The organism is Pseudomonas sp. Tof1 (assembly GCF_055390395.1).
This window is the reverse complement of the sequence record NZ_AP024344.1, coordinates 1,751,459-1,768,835: the sequence shown is the minus strand read 5'-3', so window position 1 is coordinate 1,768,835 and position 17,377 is coordinate 1,751,459. Positions and strand designations below refer to the sequence as shown.

At 65.0% G+C, this 17,377-nt stretch carries 17 protein-coding genes and 3 pseudogenes; 11 read left to right on the top strand and 9 right to left on the bottom strand.

Going from position 1 to position 17,377, the window contains the following annotated elements; genetic code table 11:
* Positions 1-61: 61 nt before the first annotated feature.
* The 4 genes from scpB to ACZ5KU_RS08185 all read right to left on the bottom strand — a co-directional run bounded on the left by scpB (position 62) and on the right by ACZ5KU_RS08185 (position 3,464).
* Entirely contained in the window at positions 62-1,123 is a 1,062-nt protein-coding gene (scpB, locus tag ACZ5KU_RS08200) for an SMC-Scp complex subunit ScpB (RefSeq protein WP_054057591.1), read from the bottom strand.
* Between the two features lie 12 nt (positions 1,124-1,135).
* Positions 1,136-1,834, bottom strand: coding sequence for a segregation and condensation protein A (locus ACZ5KU_RS08195; RefSeq protein ID WP_192842678.1), 699 nt, complete (start codon positions 1,832-1,834; stop codon positions 1,136-1,138).
* 120 nt (positions 1,835-1,954) lie between these two features.
* Positions 1,955-2,584, bottom strand: a complete 630-nt coding sequence (locus ACZ5KU_RS08190; protein WP_054057593.1) for an L-threonylcarbamoyladenylate synthase — start codon at positions 2,582-2,584, stop codon at positions 1,955-1,957.
* 13 nt (positions 2,585-2,597) lie between these two features.
* Positions 2,598-3,464 (bottom strand): PHP domain-containing protein, encoded by an 867-nt coding sequence (locus tag ACZ5KU_RS08185; protein WP_054064055.1) that lies wholly within the window; start codon positions 3,462-3,464, stop codon positions 2,598-2,600.
* A gap of 84 nt (positions 3,465-3,548) precedes the next feature.
* On the opposite strand from ACZ5KU_RS08185, the gene ACZ5KU_RS08180 reads away from it, so the two are divergent.
* The 6 genes and pseudogenes from ACZ5KU_RS08180 (at position 3,549) to ACZ5KU_RS08155 (ending at position 7,732) form a co-directional block, all read left to right on the top strand.
* Positions 3,549-4,145 (top strand): septation protein A, encoded by a 597-nt coding sequence (locus ACZ5KU_RS08180; protein ID WP_054057595.1) that lies wholly within the window; start codon positions 3,549-3,551, stop codon positions 4,143-4,145.
* Position 4,146: 1 nt separating this feature from the next.
* Entirely contained in the window at positions 4,147-4,446 is a 300-nt protein-coding gene (locus ACZ5KU_RS08175; protein ID WP_054057596.1) for a YciI family protein, read from the top strand.
* Between the two features lie 109 nt (positions 4,447-4,555).
* Complete coding sequence (locus tag ACZ5KU_RS08170) at positions 4,556-4,963, top strand: SH3 domain-containing protein (RefSeq protein ID WP_054057597.1); 408 nt, start codon at positions 4,556-4,558, stop codon at positions 4,961-4,963.
* Positions 4,964-4,997: 34 nt separating this feature from the next.
* Complete coding sequence (locus tag ACZ5KU_RS08165; RefSeq protein WP_054057598.1) at positions 4,998-5,675, top strand: response regulator transcription factor; 678 nt, start codon at positions 4,998-5,000, stop codon at positions 5,673-5,675.
* Between the two features lie 163 nt (positions 5,676-5,838).
* A complete protein-coding gene (locus ACZ5KU_RS08160; RefSeq protein WP_054057599.1) occupies positions 5,839-6,273 on the top strand; it encodes an LTXXQ domain protein in 435 nt (144 codons plus the stop codon).
* 122 nt (positions 6,274-6,395) lie between these two features.
* A pseudogene (locus tag ACZ5KU_RS08155) lies at positions 6,396-7,732 on the top strand (sensor histidine kinase).
* An 83-nt stretch (positions 7,733-7,815) separates the two neighbouring features.
* On the opposite strand, the gene ACZ5KU_RS08150 reads toward ACZ5KU_RS08155, so the two are convergent.
* A complete protein-coding gene (locus ACZ5KU_RS08150) occupies positions 7,816-8,376 on the bottom strand; it encodes an NAD(P)H nitroreductase (RefSeq protein ID WP_054064053.1) in 561 nt (186 codons plus the stop codon).
* Positions 8,377-8,495: 119 nt separating this feature from the next.
* Here ACZ5KU_RS08150 and ACZ5KU_RS08145 point away from each other — a divergent pair, with 119 nt between their 5' ends.
* Positions 8,496-9,950, top strand: a complete 1,455-nt coding sequence (locus ACZ5KU_RS08145) for a TrkH family potassium uptake protein (RefSeq protein WP_054061179.1) — start codon at positions 8,496-8,498, stop codon at positions 9,948-9,950.
* Here the strand turns inward: ACZ5KU_RS08145 and ACZ5KU_RS08140 are convergent.
* A pseudogene (locus tag ACZ5KU_RS08140) lies at positions 9,907-10,967 on the bottom strand (AraC family transcriptional regulator). The gene ACZ5KU_RS08145 and the pseudogene ACZ5KU_RS08140 overlap by 44 nt on opposite strands.
* A 319-nt stretch (positions 10,968-11,286) precedes the next feature.
* Here ACZ5KU_RS08140 and ACZ5KU_RS08135 point away from each other — a divergent pair.
* Positions 11,287-11,598 (top strand): Mpo1-like protein, encoded by a 312-nt coding sequence (locus ACZ5KU_RS08135; RefSeq protein WP_054061177.1) that lies wholly within the window; start codon positions 11,287-11,289, stop codon positions 11,596-11,598.
* Positions 11,599-11,619: 21 nt separating this feature from the next.
* On the opposite strand, the gene ACZ5KU_RS08130 is transcribed toward ACZ5KU_RS08135, so the two are convergent.
* Positions 11,620-12,441, bottom strand: coding sequence for a UDP-2,3-diacylglucosamine diphosphatase (locus ACZ5KU_RS08130; protein ID WP_054061176.1), 822 nt, complete (start codon positions 12,439-12,441; stop codon positions 11,620-11,622).
* A 131-nt stretch (positions 12,442-12,572) separates the two neighbouring features.
* Here ACZ5KU_RS08130 and ACZ5KU_RS08125 point away from each other — a divergent pair, with 131 nt between their 5' ends.
* From ACZ5KU_RS08125 to ACZ5KU_RS08115, 3 genes and pseudogenes are all read left to right on the top strand, one after another.
* Positions 12,573-13,328 (top strand): AraC family transcriptional regulator, encoded by a 756-nt coding sequence (locus ACZ5KU_RS08125; protein ID WP_273819325.1) that lies wholly within the window; start codon positions 12,573-12,575, stop codon positions 13,326-13,328.
* 78 nt (positions 13,329-13,406) lie between these two features.
* Positions 13,407-14,296: pseudogene (locus ACZ5KU_RS08120) on the top strand (DMT family transporter).
* Between the two features lie 145 nt (positions 14,297-14,441).
* Positions 14,442-14,738 (top strand): hypothetical protein, encoded by a 297-nt coding sequence (locus ACZ5KU_RS08115; RefSeq protein ID WP_054061538.1) that lies wholly within the window; start codon positions 14,442-14,444, stop codon positions 14,736-14,738.
* A gap of 56 nt (positions 14,739-14,794) precedes the next feature.
* On the opposite strand, the gene ACZ5KU_RS08110 is transcribed toward ACZ5KU_RS08115, so the two are convergent.
* Together ACZ5KU_RS08110 and ACZ5KU_RS08105 are read right to left on the bottom strand one after the other, a co-directional pair.
* Complete coding sequence (locus ACZ5KU_RS08110) at positions 14,795-15,079, bottom strand: Rdx family protein (protein ID WP_054061539.1); 285 nt, start codon at positions 15,077-15,079, stop codon at positions 14,795-14,797.
* Positions 15,080-15,088: 9 nt separating this feature from the next.
* Positions 15,089-17,299 (bottom strand): motility hub landmark protein FimV, encoded by a 2,211-nt coding sequence (locus tag ACZ5KU_RS08105; RefSeq protein ID WP_464737017.1) that lies wholly within the window; start codon positions 17,297-17,299, stop codon positions 15,089-15,091.
* Positions 17,300-17,377 lie beyond the last annotated feature (78 nt).

Genomic DNA, 17,377 nt, shown 5'->3' with positions numbered 1-17,377 from the left:
CCGATCCGACCGCTCATCGCAGACGAGCCAAAGACACTTGGCCCCCGCACACAAGGTTACCTCAGTCCTCCCACTGGCGCCGTTCGTTCTCGATGGCTTCGGCCAGTGCCTGGGCCTCGGCTTCCTCTTCGCTCAGTTCGGTGGCCGGTTCAGGCGCCGGCTTGCCGGCATCCAGCGCGGCGACCGCAGCCAGCAGACGCTCGCGGGCTTCGGCGGCACCGACCAGGTCCTCCTCCGGCCCGTCCTCGATTTCGTCTGACTCCGATTCAGGCTCCGCCCCAAACCCGTCATCCAGCCCGGACTCCGCCTCCTCCTCCCGCTCCGGCAGGTCGAAGGCCCCAGGCGACGACAAACCGGGCTCGTCCGCAAACGCCCCCGTCGACGCTGGAGCCTCGCCATCCCGGAGCAGGTCGTCGAAGTCGGTCTTGATCCCCTCCTCCATGGAGTCCAGCTCCAGCAGCAGGGTATGGAAGCTGGTCTCCTCCTTCTTCGGCTCGTCTTCCGCGTCCGGATCGACACTGGCATCGGCCAGCGCCTGCAGCCCCTCGGGCACCGGCGCGTCGTCGAAATCGAGCACCGGGTCCGGTTCCAGCTCGCGCAGTTCCGCCAAGGGTGGCAGGTCGTCGAGGTTCTTCAGGTTGAAATAGTCGAGAAAGGCCTTGGTGGTGGCGAACATCGCCGGCTTGCCCGGCACCTCGCGATAGCCGACGACGCGAATCCACTCGCGCTCCAGCAGGGTCTTGACGATCTGACTGTTGACCGCAACGCCCCTTACATCCTCGATCTCGCCACGGGTGATCGGCTGGCGATAGGCGATCAGCGCCAGGGTTTCCAGCATCGCCCGCGAATAGCGCTGCGGACGCTCCTCCCAGAGCCGACCGACCCACGGCGCGAATTTCTCGCGAATCTGCAGGCGGTAACCGGAGGCCACCTCCTTGAGCTCGAAGGCACGGCCCTCGCAGGACTTGGCGAGGATCGTCAGGGCTTTCTTGAAAACCGGCGGTTCCGGGCGCTCGCCCTCCTCGAACAACTCGTACAGGCGTTCCATCGATTGCGGCTTTCCCGAAGCCAACAGGAAGGCTTCAAGCAGCGGGGCCAGCTCGCGGGGTTCAGTCAGGTTCATTGATTAAGCTCGTTATTCGGCGCGGGCACGCACATGGATCGCCGCAAAGGGCTCATTCTGCACCAGCTCGACCAGGGATTCCTTGACCAGCTCGAGGATCGCCATGAAGGTCACGACCACGCCGAGCTTGCCCTCCTCGGCGCTGAACAGCTCGACGAAGGGCACGAAGCCGCCACCCTTGAGACGTTCGAGCACATCGCTCATGCGCTCGCGGGTCGACAGCTGCTCACGCGTGACCTGGTGGCTTTCGAACATGTCGCCACGGCGCAACACTTCGGCCATGGACATCAGCACCTCTTCCAGGGCGACATCCGGCAGCAGCTTGCGCGCACGGGCCTCGGGGGCGTCCAGTTGCGGCACGATGATCTCGCGGCCGACCCGGCTCAGGCCATCGATACCTTCGGCGGCATTCTTGAAGCGCTCGTACTCCTGCAGCCGGCGAATCAGTTCGGCCCGCGGGTCCTCTTCCTCCTCCTCGACCTCGGCAGAACGCGGCAGCAGCATGCGCGACTTGATCTCGGCCAGCATGGCCGCCATCACCAGGTACTCGGCGGCCAGTTCCAGGCGCACCGATTGCATCAGTTCGACGTAGCCCATGTATTGGCGGGTGATTTCCGCCACCGGAATGTCGAGGATATCGATGTTCTGCTTGCGGATCAGGTACAGCAGCAGGTCCAGCGGGCCTTCGAAGGCTTCGAGGAAAACTTCCAGGGCATCCGGCGGAATGTACAGGTCCACCGGCATTTCCATGACCGCCTGGCCATAGACCATGGCGAATGGCAGTTCCTGCTGGGCTCCGGCCTGGCTCTCGACAGTTTCAACGGCGGACATTCAGGCCTCGACCATGAACGGTGCCGGGTCGCCGCAGCCAACCCGCACAACCTGCGGATCACCGTCGGCCAGGTTGATCACGGTGGACGCCTTGAGGCCGCCAAAACCGCCGTCGATGATCAGGTCGACCTGGTGCTCCAGCACCTGGCGGATCTCGTAGGGATCGACCATCGGCTCGCTTGCGTCCGGCAGGATCAGGCTCACGCTCATCAGCGGCTCTCCCAGTTCGGCCAGCAGCGCCAGGGCGATCGGGTGGCTGGGAATGCGCAGGCCGATGGTGCGCTTTTTCGGGTGCAGCAACAGCCGCGGGACTTCCCGGGTGGCGTTCAGGATGAACGTGTAGGGCCCCGGTGTGTGCGCCTTGAGCAGGCGGAACAGGCCGGTGTCGACCTTGGCGAACAGGCCGAGCTGCGACAGGTCGGCACAGATCAGCGCAAAGTTGTGCTTGTCATCCAGTTGCCGCAGCCGGCGCACGCGCTCGACCGCGCTCTTGTCGCCGATCTGGCAACCAATCGCATAGGACGAATCGGTCGGGTAGATCACCACCCCACCCTTGCGGATGATTTCCACCGCCTGCTTGATCAGGCGCGCCTGGGGATTTTCCGGATGTATCTGGAAAAATTGACTCACGTTGTCTTCCTGTTCAGACGCGTGCGGTTGATGGCTGGTCATGTTTGAACCGACACCAGAGTGGCGGCAGATCGTCGGGAAGCGGGCGGTACTCACCGATCTCGGACCAGCCTCCAGGGCCATGAAAGTCGCTGCCGGCACTGACCAGCAGCCCGAATTCACGGGCCAGGATCGCCAGGCTGCCGACCTGCTCGGCCGGCTGGTGCCCGTTGACCACTTCGATTGCCTGGCCTCCCGCTTGAATATAGTCGGCAATCAGCTTGCGACGCTTGCTGCGGGTGAAATCGTAGTGCCAGGGATGCGCCAGGCTGACCCAGGCACCGGCGGCGCGCAGGGTCCCGACGGTGTCCTCCAGGGACGGCCAGTGCAACTTGACGTCGCCCAGCTTGCCGGCCCCCAGCCATTTGCGAAAGGCCTCGGCGCGGTCCTTGACGAACCCGGCGCGCACCAGGAAATCGGCGAAATGCGGGCGCGCCGGGGCGTTGCCGCTGTCACCCAACTCCTGCTGGATCGCCCGCGCGCCTTCCAGGGCACCGGGCATGCCCTTGAGGGCCAGCTTGCGGGCGATCTCCTCGGAACGCAGCCAACGGCCCTCATGCAGGCGGGCAATCGCCTCGACCAGCGGCGGCGCCTGTTCATCGAAGCCGTAGCCGAGCACATGGATGGTCGCTCCGCCCCAGGTGCAGGACAGCTCGACCCCGTTGACCAGTTGCATGCCCAGGGCCTGCGCCGCTTCGCGGGCCTCGGCCAGGCCTTCGAGGGTGTCGTGGTCGGTCAGGGCCAGAACCCGCACGCCTCTCTCGTGCGCACGGGCAACCAGAGCCGCTGGCGCCAGGGCGCCGTCGGAGGCCGTGCTATGGCAGTGCAGGTCGATTTCCACGGGAACTGAATAACCTCTGGGTGGCGCTTTCGCTGACAAGTATGTTTGTTATTATGCCGCTACATCCTGCTTCTGGCTGCCACTGTGAAACAATTCATCGATTTCATCCCGCTGTTCCTGTTCTTCATCGTCTACAAAATCGAACCCCGCCTCATCGACATCGCCGGCCACAGCGTGACGGTCGGTGGCATCTACAGCGCCACGGCGGTGCTGATCGTCAGCTCGCTGGTGGTCTACGGTGCCCTGTTCATCAAACAGCGCAAGCTGGAGAAAAGCCAGTGGCTGACGCTGATCGCCTGCCTGGTGTTCGGCAGCCTGACCCTGGCCTTCCACAGTGAAACCTTCCTCAAGTGGAAGGCCCCGGTGGTCAACTGGCTGTTCGCCCTGGCCTTCGCCGGCAGTCATTTCATCGGCGACCGCCTGCTGATCAAGCGCATCATGGGCCACGCCCTGAGCCTGCCGGAACCGATCTGGCTGCGCCTGAACCTGGCCTGGATCGTGTTCTTCGTGTTCTGCGGTGCCGCCAACCTGTTCGTCGCCTTCACCTTCCAGCAGTACTGGGTCGACTTCAAGGTGTTCGGCAGCCTGGGCATGACCCTGCTGTTCCTGGTGGGCCAGGGCATCTACCTGTCCCGCCACCTGCACGACGCCGATTCGACTACGCCCAAAACCGAGGACTGACATGCTCTACGCGATCATTGCCACAGACGTCGAGAATTCCCTGGAAAAACGCCTGGCGGCACGCCCGGCGCACCTTGAGCGGCTGCAGCAGCTCAATGCCGAAGGCCGCGTGATCCTGGCCGGCCCGCACCCGGCCATCGACAGCAACGACCCGGGCGCCGCCGGCTTCACCGGCAGCCTGATCGTCGCCGAGTTCGACTCCCTGGCAGCGGCCCAGGCCTGGGCCGAGGCCGATCCGTTCGTTGCCGCCGGCGTCTACGACAACGTCGTGGTCAAGCCGTTCCGCCGGACCCTGCCGTGATACCGGCCTGCACGACCCCCACTGGCCGGGTGTCGTGCAGGCAATCGCTCATTATTCCCGCCCGACAGCCGACAACATCCTGAATACCGATTGGAATCAGGAGTTTCCGATGCGTAAAGGTCCGTTGTGTCTGCTGTTGATCACGTTGTCGCTGGGTGCGACCGCCCTGGCCGAGGAAGGCAGTGCGGGCAACGCCGTACCGCTGTCGCTGAGCGCCGCGAGCCAGATCAACGATCTGCAGCAGCGCCTGAAGGAAAGCGAGCGTTTGCGCGAAGAGCTGGGCAAGCAACTGTCCAGCGCCGATGCCGAACGCGAAAGCCCCCAACTGAGCCGCTTGCGCCAGGAGAACCAACGCCTCAAGCTGCAACTCAAGGAAGCGCTGGCCAACCCGGCTCCGCGCCTGCTGACCGACCAGCAGCAATGGTTCATCACCGGCGGTGGAGTTGCACTCCTGGCCATGCTCTGCGGTATCTTCGCCAGTGGCGGACGCCGACAACGTCGGCAATGGTTGAATTGAGAGCGCCCGAGGGCGATCTGTTATCGAGAACTTCATGAGCGACCTGTTACTGATTGACGATGACCAGGAGCTGTGCGAACTCCTGAGCAGTTGGCTGAGCCAGGAAGGCTTCCAGGTACGTGCCTGCCACGACGGCCTCAGCGCCCGCAAGGCCCTGGCCGACAGTTCCCCGGCGGCGGTGGTGCTGGACGTGATGCTGCCCGATGGCAGTGGCCTGGAACTGCTCAAGCAGTTGCGCAGCGATCATCCGGAACTGCCGGTAGTGATGCTGTCGGCCCGGGGCGAGCCGCTGGACCGCATCCTCGGCCTGGAGCTGGGCGCCGACGACTACCTGGCCAAGCCCTGCGACCCACGGGAACTGACCGCCCGCCTGCGCGCCGTATTGCGCCGCAGTCATCCGACCGCAACCCCGAGCCAATTGGAGCTGGGCGACCTGTGTTTCAGCCCGGTACGCGGCGTGGTCACCATCGATCAGCAGGACTTTACCCTCACCGTCTCCGAAAGCCGCCTGCTCGAAGCGTTGCTGCAACAGCCGGGCGAACCGCTGGACAAGCAGGAACTGGCGCAGATCGCCCTCGGTCGCAAGCTGACTCTCTACGATCGCAGCCTGGACATGCATGTCAGCAACCTGCGCAAGAAGATCGGCCCGCATCCGGATGGAAGGCCGCGGATTGTGGCGCTGCGTAGTCGCGGGTACTACTACGCACCCTGATGCGAGGGGTGGATGACCGCCTTTGGTGGCCATCCACCTCCAATGTCAGCTCCCCCACAAAACGTCTTTACCCAAGCTTTACCCTCCGCTGACTGCCGCTGACCTTGATCTCCTTAATCTGTACTCACCCGGACCGACCGGAACCGAGACAAGGAGAAACACCATGCGCAAGACCCTTATCGCCCTGATGTTCGCTGCAGCCCTGCCGACCGTTGCCATGGCCATGCCCGAAGGTGGTGGCCCGCTGGGCGGCCCTGGTGGCCCTCATGGCGGCGAGCCTCACTGGAAAGCCCCCTACGGCCAACTGGACCTGAGCCGCGAACAGCGTCATGCCATCGGCAGGCTGATGGGCGAACAGATGCACGCTCGCAAGGAACTCACCGAGAAGTACCTGGCCAAGCTCTCGCCAGCCGACCAGGCGGCCTTCCAGGGCGAGCTGGACGCCGCCCGCCAGAAAACCGACGGGGAAATCCGCGCCCTGCTCAAGCCTGACCAGCAGAAGACCTTCGACGAGATCCAGAAAAAACGCGCCGAACGCCGCGCCGAATGGGCCGAATTCAAGGCCTGGAAAGCACAGCACGCGCAAAAGGCGCAATAATCCGCTGTACAGTGGCCTGTACGGTTGATTCCAGTATCCGAATCCGCCACACAGGCCACCCGCCCGACGGCCAACGCCGCCGGGCTTTGCCTGTTTCCACCGGATTGATTTGAGGACTTGCCGTGCGTTCACTGTTCTGGCGCATCCTGGCCAGCTTCTGGCTGGCCATTGCCCTTGTTGCGGGGTTGTCGATTCTGCTCGGGCACATGCTCAACCAGGATGCCTGGATTCTCAGCCGCCATCCGGGCCTGGCGACCCTGGCCGAGGACTGGACCCAGACCTACGAAGAACAGGGCGAGGACGCCGCCCAGGACATCCTCGAACAACGCAAGAAGCAGTACCACATCGACGTCCAGGTGCTCAACGAAAGCGGCGACCCGGTGGTACGCGGTACCTTCCCGCGCCGCGCGGCCGCCTTCGAGGCCCGCCAGCACAACGATGATCGACGCCTGCCCTGGCGCCGGCTGACGGTGGAGTACACCAGTCCGAAAAGCGGCGACACCTACCTGCTGATCTACCGTATCCCGCACCCGGAACTGGATGCCTGGCACCGCGGCAGCCTGCTCTGGCCACTCAGTGCCCTGGGGATCGCGCTGGTGGTGCTGACCCTGTTCAGCCTGCTGGTGACCCTGTCGATCACCCGCCCGCTCAGTCGCCTGCGCGGCGCGGTGCATGACCTGGGCCAGACCGCCTACCAACAGAACAGCCTGGCCAGGCTGGCCTCGCGTCGCGACGAGTTCGGCGTGCTGGCCAAGGACTTCAACCTGATGGGGCACGGCTGCAGAGCCTGATCGGCAGCCAGCGGCAATTGCTGCGCGATGTCTCCCACGAACTGCGCTCGCCACTGGCGCGCCTGAAGATCGCCCTGGCCCTGGCGGAGCGCTCGTCGCCCGAGGAACGCGAGCGACTGTGGCCACGCCTGACCCGCGAGTGCGATCGGCTGGAAGCGCTGATCAGTGAAATTCTCGCCCTGGCCCGTGTCGATGCCGACCAGGCCAGCGCCGAACAGGTCGACCTCAATCAGCTGCTGCAGGAACTGCAACAGGAAACCCTGCTCGGCAACCCGCAGCAACCGGTGCAGTTGCAGGCCGAGCAGGCGCTGAGCCTGCGAGGCTGGCCGACCATGATCGAACGGGCGGTGGACAACCTGCTGCGCAACGCCCAGCGTTTCAATCCCGACGGCCAGGCCATCGAGGTTCTGGCCCGACGCCAGGGCGAGCGGATCGAAATCAGCGTGCGTGACCACGGACCCGGCGTCGAAGCCGAGCACCTGGCGCAGTTGGGTGAGCCGTTCTTCCGTGCCCCAGGCCAGACCGCCGCGGGTCACGGCCTGGGCCTGGCGATTGCCCGGCGGGCGGCGGAACGCCACGGCGGCAGCCTGACCCTGGCCAATCATCCGCAGGGCGGTTTTATCGCCACATTGGACCTGCCGCTGGAGCCGGGAGCCGCAACGGCCTGAGGCGAAGGCCGGGGGATTTGGGGTGCTTTTGCCGGCCCTTTCGCGGGCAAGCCCGGCTCCTGCAGCGAAAGAGCCTGAAGGCCTCAGGCCGACCAGGCGCTGACGAATTGCGTCAGGTCGACCTTGGGCGCGGCCCGCAGTTCGTTCTGTGGCGTGCCGAGGTAGAGGAACGCGATCACTTCCTCGTCATCGCTCAAGCCCAGGCCCTTGGCCACATGCCGCGAGTAGGACAGCTCGCCGGTGCGCCAGACCGCGCCGATCCCCTGGGCGTGCGCCGCCAGCAGGATGCCGTGCGCCGCGCAGCCGGCAGCCAGCAGTTGCTCGGACTTCGGTACCTTGAAGTGCTCCTGCAGGCGCGCCACCACGACCACCACCAACGGTGCCCGCAGGGGCATCGCGTGGGCCTTGTCCAGCGCCGCCTGGGTCACCTCGCCCCCCTTTTCCTGCACGGCTTCGGCCAGCAGTTGGCCCAACTGCTCACGTGCCGCGCCCTCCACGGTCAGGAAGCGCCACGGCTGCAATTGGCCGTGGTCCGGCGCCCGCATGGCCGCCTGGAACAGCACTTCGCGCTGGGCCGCCGTCGGTGCCGGGTCGAGCAGGCGCGGTGCGGAAACACGGTTGAGCAAATTGTCGAGAGCCTCCATGGGCTACCTCCTGAGGAAAAATGTGCGGCTATTCTAGCCATATCTGCCCAGGCCCTGGCGGTTTACATGGACAGGTCCGCAGGTAGAATGACCGCCTTTCCCTGCCCAGAGCTCATTTCATGGCGTTGCCGACCCTGCGCATCATCGGTTTCATCATCGGCATATTCCTGATCACCCTCGCCATCAGCATGGTCGTGCCCATGCTGACCCTGGTGATTTTCGACCGCACCGGCGACCTGCCCTCGTTCCTCTGGGCCAGCACCCTCACCTTCGTGGCCGGCCTGGCCCTGGTGATCCCCGGGCGCCCGGAACAGGTGCACCTGCGTCCCCGGGACATGTACCTGCTCACGGTGTCGAGCTGGGTGGTGGTGTGCGTCTTTGCCGCCCTGCCGTTCCTGCTGACCCTGCACACCAGCTATGCCGATGCCTTCTTCGAAAGCATGTCGGGCATCACCGCCACCGGCTCGACGGTGCTCAGCGGCCTGGACGACATGTCCCCCGGCATCCTGATCTGGCGCTCGCTGCTGCACTGGCTGGGCGGCATCGGCTTCATCGGCATGGCGGTGGCGATCCTGCCGCTGCTGCGCATCGGCGGCATGCGTCTGTTCCAGACCGAGTCCTCGGACCGCTCGCAGAAGGTCATGCCGCGCTCGCACATGGTGGCCCGGCTGATCGTCACCGCCTATGTCGGCATCACCATCCTCGGCACCCTGGCCTTCTGGTGGGCCGGCATGAGCCTGTTCGATGCGATCAACCATTCGATGTCGGCGATTTCCACGGGCGGCTTCTCGACCTCCGATCAATCCCTGGCCAAATGGCACCAGCCGGCGGTGCACTGGGTCGCAGTGGTGGTGATGATTCTCGGCAGCCTGCCGTTCACCCTCTATGTCGCGACCCTGCGCGGGCACCGCAAGGCCCTGATCAAGGATCAGCAGGTCCAGGGTTTGCTGGGGCTGCTGCTGGTCACCTGGCTGGTCCTCGGCACCTGGTACTGGTGGACCACCGACCTGCACTGGCTCGACGCCCTGCGCCACGTGGCGCTGAACGTGACCTCGGTGGTCACCACCACCGGCTTCGCCCTGGGCGACTACAGCCTGTGGGGCAATTTCTCGCTGATGCTGTTCTTCTACCTGGGTTTCATCGGCGGCTGCTCGGGGTCGACGGCAGGCGGGATCAAGATCTTCCGGTTCCAGGTCGCCTATATCCTGCTCAAGGCCAACCTCAACCAGTTGATCCACCCGCGGGCGGTGATCAAGCAGAAGTACAACGGTCACCGGCTCGACGAGGAAATCGTCCGCTCGATCCTGACCTTTTCCTTCTTCTTCGCCATCACCATCTGCGCCATTGCCCTGGCCCTGTCGCTGATCGGCCTGGACTGGATGACCGCACTGACCGGTGCCGCCAGTACCGTGTCCGGGGTCGGCCCGGGCCTGGGCGAGGTGATCGGCCCGTCAGGCAACTTCTCCAGCCTGCCGGATGGCGCCAAGTGGATCCTCTCGGTGGGCATGCTGCTGGGGCGCCTGGAGATCATCACAGTGTTCGTGCTGTGTATTCCGGCGTTCTGGCGTCACTGATCGGCACCACCGTGCCCTGCAGCCGCGCCCGGTACTCGCCGGGCGTCACCTCGAACCAGCGACGGAAGGCGCGGAAGAAATTGCTCGGGTCGGCAAAGCCGAGCAGGTAGGCGATCTCCAGCAGGGTCATGCGCGGCTGCGCCAGGTACTGCTCGGCCAACTCGCGGCGGGTGTCGTCGAGCAGCGTCTGGAAACTCGTGCCCTCCTCCTGCAGGCGCCGCTGCAGGGTACGCTGGGACAGGTGCAGGGTCTGCGCGACGATCTCGCGCTTGGGCTCGCCCTGGGGCAGCAACCGGCACAGCACCTGCCGTGCCTTGTGGGTCACCCGGCTCTCGGAAAAACGGGCCAGGTACTCACCGGCGAAGCGATCGTGCAACTGGGCCATGGCCTCATTGGCCGTCGGTAACGGCGCTTCCATGTCGGCCTTCTCGAAAATCAGCGCATCATAGGGCGCATCGAACACCAGCGGCGCGTGGAACGCCTGGCGGTAGGGGTTGATATCCTCCGGTTGCGAGCCCTGCAGCAGCACCTTGCGCGGCTGCAGGGCTCGCCCGGTCAGCCAACTGCATAACGACAGCGCACAGGCCAACGAGGCCTCGGCACTCTGCCGGGTTGGCGGCAGATGATCACCGTGGACGGTCAGGATCAGCGCATAACCTTCAGGCAGCAGGCGAAAACTCAGGTCCGCACTCTCGGCGATGATCCGCTGGTAGCGCACCAGGCGCATGAACCCTTCGGCCAGGGTCCGGCTGGACATCAACGCATAGCCGGCGACATGGAAGGACGCCGGACGTACCACCTTGCCCATGTTCAGGCCGATCGCCGGGTTGCCGGAAAGCGCCACCGCACGCTGCCAGAGGCGCGTCATCGAGTCCTGGGGGAAACGTGCATCGGGTCCTCCAGTGCAGCGTAATCGAGCCCCAACTGCTGGAAGAGGGCCCGGCAATCCAGACCGTCCATTTCCAACGCCTTGACAATCCCCATCGCCCAGCTTGCAGAAGTGGTTCTCTCGCTCATGGCCTGTTCTTTACATGGTGTGCCGCATACAACGACTGATGGCCCAAGGATACTAAAGTGGCGCCTATTGTCACTGGTCGTCACCGCCACACAAATCTAGGCTGTGTACGAAATTGTTTGAAACGCAGGTTAGGCAAGGCAAAAACCGGCGAGGAACGCCCGGGGTCGCGCCCGACTTGACTGGTTGTCAATGAGCATTCCGAGCCGGTTTTTAACGCCGCATAACCAAGTTTCAAGCGATTTCGTACATAGCCTAGACTGAAACAGGCTCCCCAAGGAGCGACCCAACGCCGCCAATAAGAAGTACGGAGAGTACTCAATGGAAAACGTCAGGAAATTCAACAGCTTTAGTGAGTTTTACCCGTACTACCTGAACGAGCACGCCGACAGCACCTGTCGCCGCCTGCATTTCGTCGGGACCACCCTGGTGATCTTCATTCTCGCGCTGATCATCGGTCGCGGTGCCTGGGCACTCCTGCCCCTGCTGCCACTGGCCGGCTACGGGTTCGCCTGGGTCGGGCACTTTTTCTTCGAGAAGAATCGCCCGGCAACCTTTCAGCATCCTTTCTACAGCCTGCTGGGCGATTTCGTCATGTACCGAGACATGTTGCTCGGGCGCGTCCCTTTCTAGGGAAAAAAGGGTGTCGGGGGCTCAGCCAGGCTGAGTGACCTTCTGCAGGTCCAGCCTGAGCTGGGCCTCTTTCGCCTGGGCATCGGCCAGCCGATACAGCTCGATGGTACCGTCCCAGTGCTCGATCAGTGCCGTGCAGGATTCGACCCAGTCACCGCAGTTCAGGTACTCCACGTCGCCGACCTGGCGGATTTCGGCATGGTGGATATGGCCGCAGATCACGCCATCGAGCCCACGCTTCACGCATTCGTGGGTGATGGCTTCCTCGAAGTCGCTGATGAAATTCACCGCGGTCTTGACCTTGTGCTTCAGGTAGGCCGACAGCGACCAGTAGCCATAGCCGTAGCGGGCCCGCCAATGGTTCAGCCAGCGGTTGAGGGTCAGGGTGAACTCGTAGGCCGAATCGCCGAGAAACGCCAGCCAGCGGTGGTAACGGGTGATCACATCGAACTGGTCGCCGTGGATCACCAGCAGCCTGCGGCCATCGGCGGTCACGTGCACGGCTTCGTCCACCAGCTGGATATTGCCGAGGATCAGCTTCGAGTAGCGACGCAGGAATTCGTCATGGTTGCCGGTGACGTAGACCACCTCGGTGCCGCGCTTGCTCATGGTCAGCAGGCGGCGGATCACGTTGGTGTGCGCCTGGGGCCAGTACATGCCGCCCCGCATCTTCCAGCCGTCGATGATATCGCCGACCAGGTAGATACGGTCGGCATGATAGCCCTTGAGAAACTGCGACAGATGCTCGGCCTGGCAATCCCGGGTGCCGAGATGCACATCGGAAATCCACAGGGTTCGCACACGCTGCTTGCGACTGGGTTTGGCGAGCTCCGCACGGGTCATGGGCATTCTCCGGATTTTTCCTGAGCTTGCACCGGGGCAGTGAACTGACCATGACAGGCAAACGACAGTCTTGTGACAGCCGCCGAACCGGCCCAACCGGTGTAGACTGAACCTCTGCCGAGGAGACCGCCATGGGCCCGTTCCTGACCCTGCGCCAATACAGCGAAGAACTGATCGTCCACAGCCACGCCCATGCCCAGCTGGTGTTCGGCCTGTCCGGCCGGCTCGATTTCGAGATCGAGGGCCGCGGCAGCCGGGTGGTGCAGCAGAGCGTCGCGGTGGTCCCCTACGATGCCCATCACACCTGCGGCAGCCCGGACGGCAGCCGCTGCCTGGTACTCGACGTGCCGGACGAGCACTGGCTGGTGCAATCGCTGGGGGAACACGCCGACGCCAGCCGACGGCTGATCGACCGGGCCGGTTCGCTGGCGCTCAATGCCAGCCAGGGCCGCCTGGTCGACTGGCTGGCGAACAGCCCGGTGCAGGATCCGCTGATCGCCCGCCAGGGCGCGGTGCTGCTGTTGGCCAGCCTGAACGCTCCGGCTGTGGTGATCGCCGACAAGCGCCTGCCTCTGGCGGCCCTCGACGCGCATATCGATCGCTACGCCGCCCGCCCGCTGGAGGTCGCCGACCTGGCGCGCATCGCCGGCTTGTCCAACGCCCGGTTGCATGCACGGTTCATGGCCGAGTGCGGGCAGACACCGATGGATTACATCCGCACCCGGCGGCTACGGCTCGCCCTCGGCCTGTTGCGCGAGTCCGCGCTGCCGGTCGGCGAGATCGCCGCGCGTGTCGGCTACAGCTCGCAGAGCGCCTTCTGCGCCGCCATCCTGCGCGAGTTCGGCGCTTCGCCGACAGCCTTGCGCCGCGAGTCTGGCGACAACTGACGCGAGTCCCGCGACAGACGGCGCCATACCCCGCGCCCTAGACTGCCAGCTCGTGCCCAAACGTTCTCAAGGATCGCCATGACTCCCCGCTCCGCCCTCGGCGCCCTGCATATCGGCGCACTGATGTTCGGCCTGACCGGTGTGTTCGGCAAACTCGCCACCACCTCCGCCACCCTCATCGTCTTTGGCCGCGCCGGCTTCGCCGTGCTCGCCCTCGCGGTGTTCGCCCGCCTCGCCCGCAACAACGGCTGGCAGCGCCTGCCGGGCGGGACTGGGGCCGACTGCTGGTCAGCGGCCTGCTGCTGGCCGGGCACTGGATCAGTTTCTTCCTCGCGGTGAAGGTCGCCGGCGTCGCCGTCGCCACCCTGGGCTTTGCCAGTTTCCCGGCGTTCACCGTGATTCTCGAAGGGGTGATTTTCCGCGAGCGCATCCGCCTGAACGAGATACTCCTGGTGCTGCTGGTCAGCATCGGCCTGGTGCTGGTCACCCCCGAGTTCGACCTCGCCAGCCAGGCCACCAGCGGGTTACTCTGGGCCGTGCTGTCCGGGCTGCTGTTCTCGCTGCTGTCGCTGAACAATCGGGCCGGCTCCGGGCGCGTCAGCGCGGTCCAGGCGGCGCTGTGCCAGAACCTGGTGGTCGCCTTCTGCCTGCTGCCCTGGGCGGCGCCTCACCTCACCGGGGTCCGCGCGCTGGACTGGCTGTGGCTCGGCCTGCTCGGCGTGTTCTGTACCGCCGTCGCCCACAGCCTGTTCGTCGCCAGCCTGGCGGTGATCAAGGCACGCACCGCCGCGGTGGTCTTCGCCCTGGAACCGGTGTACGGGATCGCCGCCGCGTGGTGGCTGTTCGGCGAAAACCCGAGCCCGCGCATGCTGCTTGGCGGTGTACTGATCATCGTCGCGATCGTGCTGTCGAGCCTGCTGAGCGGCGCGCCACGCCCAAAAAACCTGGAAGTTGCCGCCGCGCCGTGATTTTCCGCGACTGTCCTATACTTGCAGCATCCGCAACATTCAGCCGTCGTTACCCGGATAACAGGGCTGCTCGGCGACGGCGGCAGTGATCCAGCAGTAGCTCGATGCCAGTTGCCCTCCAACTCACACTGTGGAGGGTTCATCCATGGAATTCATCAGTCTCCTGATTCAGCTGGTCAGCGGTGCGGTGGGTGGCAATATCGCCGGCGCCGCCACCGACAAGTACAGTCTCGGCCCCTGGTTCAATTCACTGGCGGGCGGCATTGGTGGCGTGGTGCTCAGCCAGGTGCTGTCAGTCATCACCAACGGCAGTTTCGGTGGAGACGTCGGCAACCTCGACCTGAGTTCGATTGCCAGCGGTATCGCCAGCGGCGGGGTCGGCGGCGCGATACTGAGCCTGGTGGCGGGCTTCATCAAGGCCAAGCTCAGCCGTTCCGAGTGAGTCCGGCCGGCATGACGTCGTTGTCAGTCAACAGGTGGCAATGACGTCAGCGCCTCTCAGCGAGCGTCGTTATGGCCCAGGTCGCGCTCCGGGTCGATCTGGTCGCGCACCCGTTGCTTGAGCACCTTGGCCTCGGGAAAACCGCCATCGGCCTTGCGCTCCCAGATCTGCACGGCATCGCAGGTGATGCGAAACACACCGCCGGTCCCCGGCTCCAGGGACACCTTGCCCAGGTCGTCGCAGAAAGTGCTCAGCAACTCCTGGGCCAGCCAGGCGGCCCGCAGCAGCCACTGGCACTGGGTGCAATAGGTGATGACGATTTCCGGTTTGCCTGCACTCATGATGCGCTCCTAGCGGATACTGGCCAGGAGGGTCCGGGCCGTCTGCTTCAACGGCTCATCCCCTTCCCTGAGCAGTTCATGCAACAGTTGGCTGGCATGATCCAGGTCGCCGACATTGATGAAGGTCTGCGCCTGCTCCAGCTTGCTGGCCGAGGCCTGCTCACGCTCCAGGCTGTCGAAATCCACTTCCAGCGGTTCGATATCCAGGGGCTGCTCATCGCTCATGAAGCTGTCGAGGAACTCGTCGTCCAGAGTGTCTGCGTCCAGCGACAGGCTCAGTTCGTTTGCCGCCGGCCGCTCGGGTTCCGGCTCGGCGAAATCGCTGAGAAACTGCTCGTCGGGCATCTCGAACACATGCGGCAGTTCGTTGAGGTTGCTGGCGAACTGCGGGTCGATGCCGGACAGCGTCGACGGCCCCTCGGCAGCCTTGCCCCGCTGCGGCAGGGCATTGTCGAACGGGCTGACCAGATCCCAGTCCGAATCCATCGACAGGTCGTCGAGGTTGAGCTGGAACTCGTCTTCCAGTGGCGCGGGCTCAGGCTCGGATTTGGCCTCGGGCTCCTTTTCCAGCCAGTCGGCGGCGAGCACCGGAGCGGCCAGCGTCGCAGCGGCTGCCACGGCGGCAGGAGCAGTGACCGGAGCCGGTGTCGGAGTCGTCGCAGTTGCCGCCGGAACGGCTGTCGGTGCCGCGGGTACGGCCTGCGGTGCGGGCGCCGCATGCAGTTTCGGATGCTTGGCCCGCAGGTCGCGCAGGGTCGACTCGCTGAAACCCGTGTCGAGCAGATGCTGTTCTTCAATCGTGTAGGCGTCGTTGTCCCCCTGCTGGGCCAGCACATCCAGCAGACGCAGGCGCAAGTCGGTGCGCTGCGGCTCCTTGAGTATGGCCTCGCGCAGAATCCCCGCCGCTTCCTTGAAACGTCCGTAGGCGATGTAGATGCTCACGCCTTCCAGGGCATCCGGGACCTCACTGGTCTCGCGGCGTGCCACCGTTGCCAGCGGCTCGGCCAACGGCTCGTTGTGCTCCGCCGGAGCAACGGCGGCGCTGGCGGGTAGCACACGACTGAACATGGGCGGGTCCTGGGGCAGCGGCGCGGGCTCGACCGGCAGTGGCGTCGAACGGCGCCGACGACGCACCACCAGGGCGGCCGCCAGCAACAGGAGCAGCACGGCCAGGGCGGCCAGGAGCAGCAGATTCAGGCCGCCGGATTGTTCGGCGACCACCGGAGCAGCAGCGACAGGAGGCACCACCGGTGCTGGTGCAACCGGGGGAGCCACCGGCTTGGCCTTGAGTTCCGCCAACTGGGCCTGCAACTCACCCAGCTGTTTCTGGTCGATGGCGATCTGCTCGTCCTGGGTCTTCAGGCGCGCCTGCAGCTCCTCGATGGTTTTTTGCAGTTGCTGGTTTTCCAGGGTCGCGGCGGCAAGTTGTTCAGCACCCTGCGCGGCGTTTTGCGCCGCTTCGGTCAACGCGGTCGCAGGCGCCGCGGCCGTCGCCGGGGGGCTGGCCGGGACCACGGCAACATCCGGCAGCAACAGGCTCTGGCCGACCGCCAGCCGCTCGCTGCCCGGATTGAGCGCGCGAATGCCCTGGGACAACTCATTGACACTGGTCTTGCTGCCCGCCTCGTTCAGGCGCCTGGCGATGCTCCAGAGGCTATCGCCCCGGGTCACGGTGTAGCGCTTGCCCTGGGTCGCCGGCGGCGGCGCCCTATCGGCGACGGGCGCTGCCTGTTCCACCGTACTGTTGCGCGCCGGCGGGCTGTAGGTCCCGCTGCCCGGTGGATCGAGCAGCACCGTGTATTCGCGCAGCAGGCGGCCGTTGGGCCGGTTGACCTGGATCAGGAAATTCAGGAAGGGCTCGCTGACCGGCTTGCTCGACTGTACCCGGATGAAGCTGCGATTGCCCTGCAGGACCGGCGTGAAGCGCAGGTCGTTAAGGAAGAACAGCCGCTCGACGCCAGCGCGGGAAAACTCCTCGGGTGTCGCCAGGCTGACCGACAGTTCGCCTTCGCTCAGATCACCGGGATCGACCAGGGCGATTTCCGCATTGAGCGGCTGGCTGAGCGCCGAATGCAGGGTGATCTCCCCCAATCCCATGGCCGACGCCAACGCCGGATGCAGCAATGACAGTGCCGCCACGGCCATCCAGCGCCGCCGGACCGCGGTCACCAGGGGCTTTTCAGTGGAACACCGCAACGCGGACTGCAAACTCTCGAGCATGAGTATCCCTTAAAGGCCCGACATCACCCCACGGCCAGCGGGGTCCGAATGCCGACACAATACACAGAACCAGTAAAT

Bases quoted from the DNA above. Each gene is read 5' to 3' on its own strand.
- scpB (WP_054057591.1), bottom strand. From the start codon at position 1,123: ATGAACCTGACTGAACCCCGCGAGCTGGCCCCGCTGCTTGAAGCCTTC.
- ACZ5KU_RS08175 (WP_054057596.1), top strand. From the start codon at position 4,147: ATGCTCTACGCGATCATTGCCACAGACGTCGAGAATTCCCTGGAAAAA.
- ACZ5KU_RS08170 (WP_054057597.1), top strand. From the start codon at position 4,556: ATGCGTAAAGGTCCGTTGTGTCTGCTGTTGATCACGTTGTCGCTGGGT.
- ACZ5KU_RS08165 (WP_054057598.1), top strand. From the start codon at position 4,998: ATGAGCGACCTGTTACTGATTGACGATGACCAGGAGCTGTGCGAACTC.
- ACZ5KU_RS08160 (WP_054057599.1), top strand. From the start codon at position 5,839: ATGCGCAAGACCCTTATCGCCCTGATGTTCGCTGCAGCCCTGCCGACC.
- ACZ5KU_RS08150 (WP_054064053.1), bottom strand. From the start codon at position 8,376: ATGGAGGCTCTCGACAATTTGCTCAACCGTGTTTCCGCACCGCGCCTG.
- ACZ5KU_RS08145 (WP_054061179.1), top strand. From the start codon at position 8,496: ATGGCGTTGCCGACCCTGCGCATCATCGGTTTCATCATCGGCATATTC.
- ACZ5KU_RS08135 (WP_054061177.1), top strand. From the start codon at position 11,287: ATGGAAAACGTCAGGAAATTCAACAGCTTTAGTGAGTTTTACCCGTAC.
- ACZ5KU_RS08130 (WP_054061176.1), bottom strand. From the start codon at position 12,441: ATGACCCGTGCGGAGCTCGCCAAACCCAGTCGCAAGCAGCGTGTGCGA.
- ACZ5KU_RS08125 (WP_273819325.1), top strand. From the start codon at position 12,573: ATGGGCCCGTTCCTGACCCTGCGCCAATACAGCGAAGAACTGATCGTC.
- ACZ5KU_RS08115 (WP_054061538.1), top strand. From the start codon at position 14,442: ATGGAATTCATCAGTCTCCTGATTCAGCTGGTCAGCGGTGCGGTGGGT.
- ACZ5KU_RS08110 (WP_054061539.1), bottom strand. From the start codon at position 15,079: ATGAGTGCAGGCAAACCGGAAATCGTCATCACCTATTGCACCCAGTGC.
- ACZ5KU_RS08105 (WP_464737017.1), bottom strand. From the start codon at position 17,299: ATGCTCGAGAGTTTGCAGTCCGCGTTGCGGTGTTCCACTGAAAAGCCC.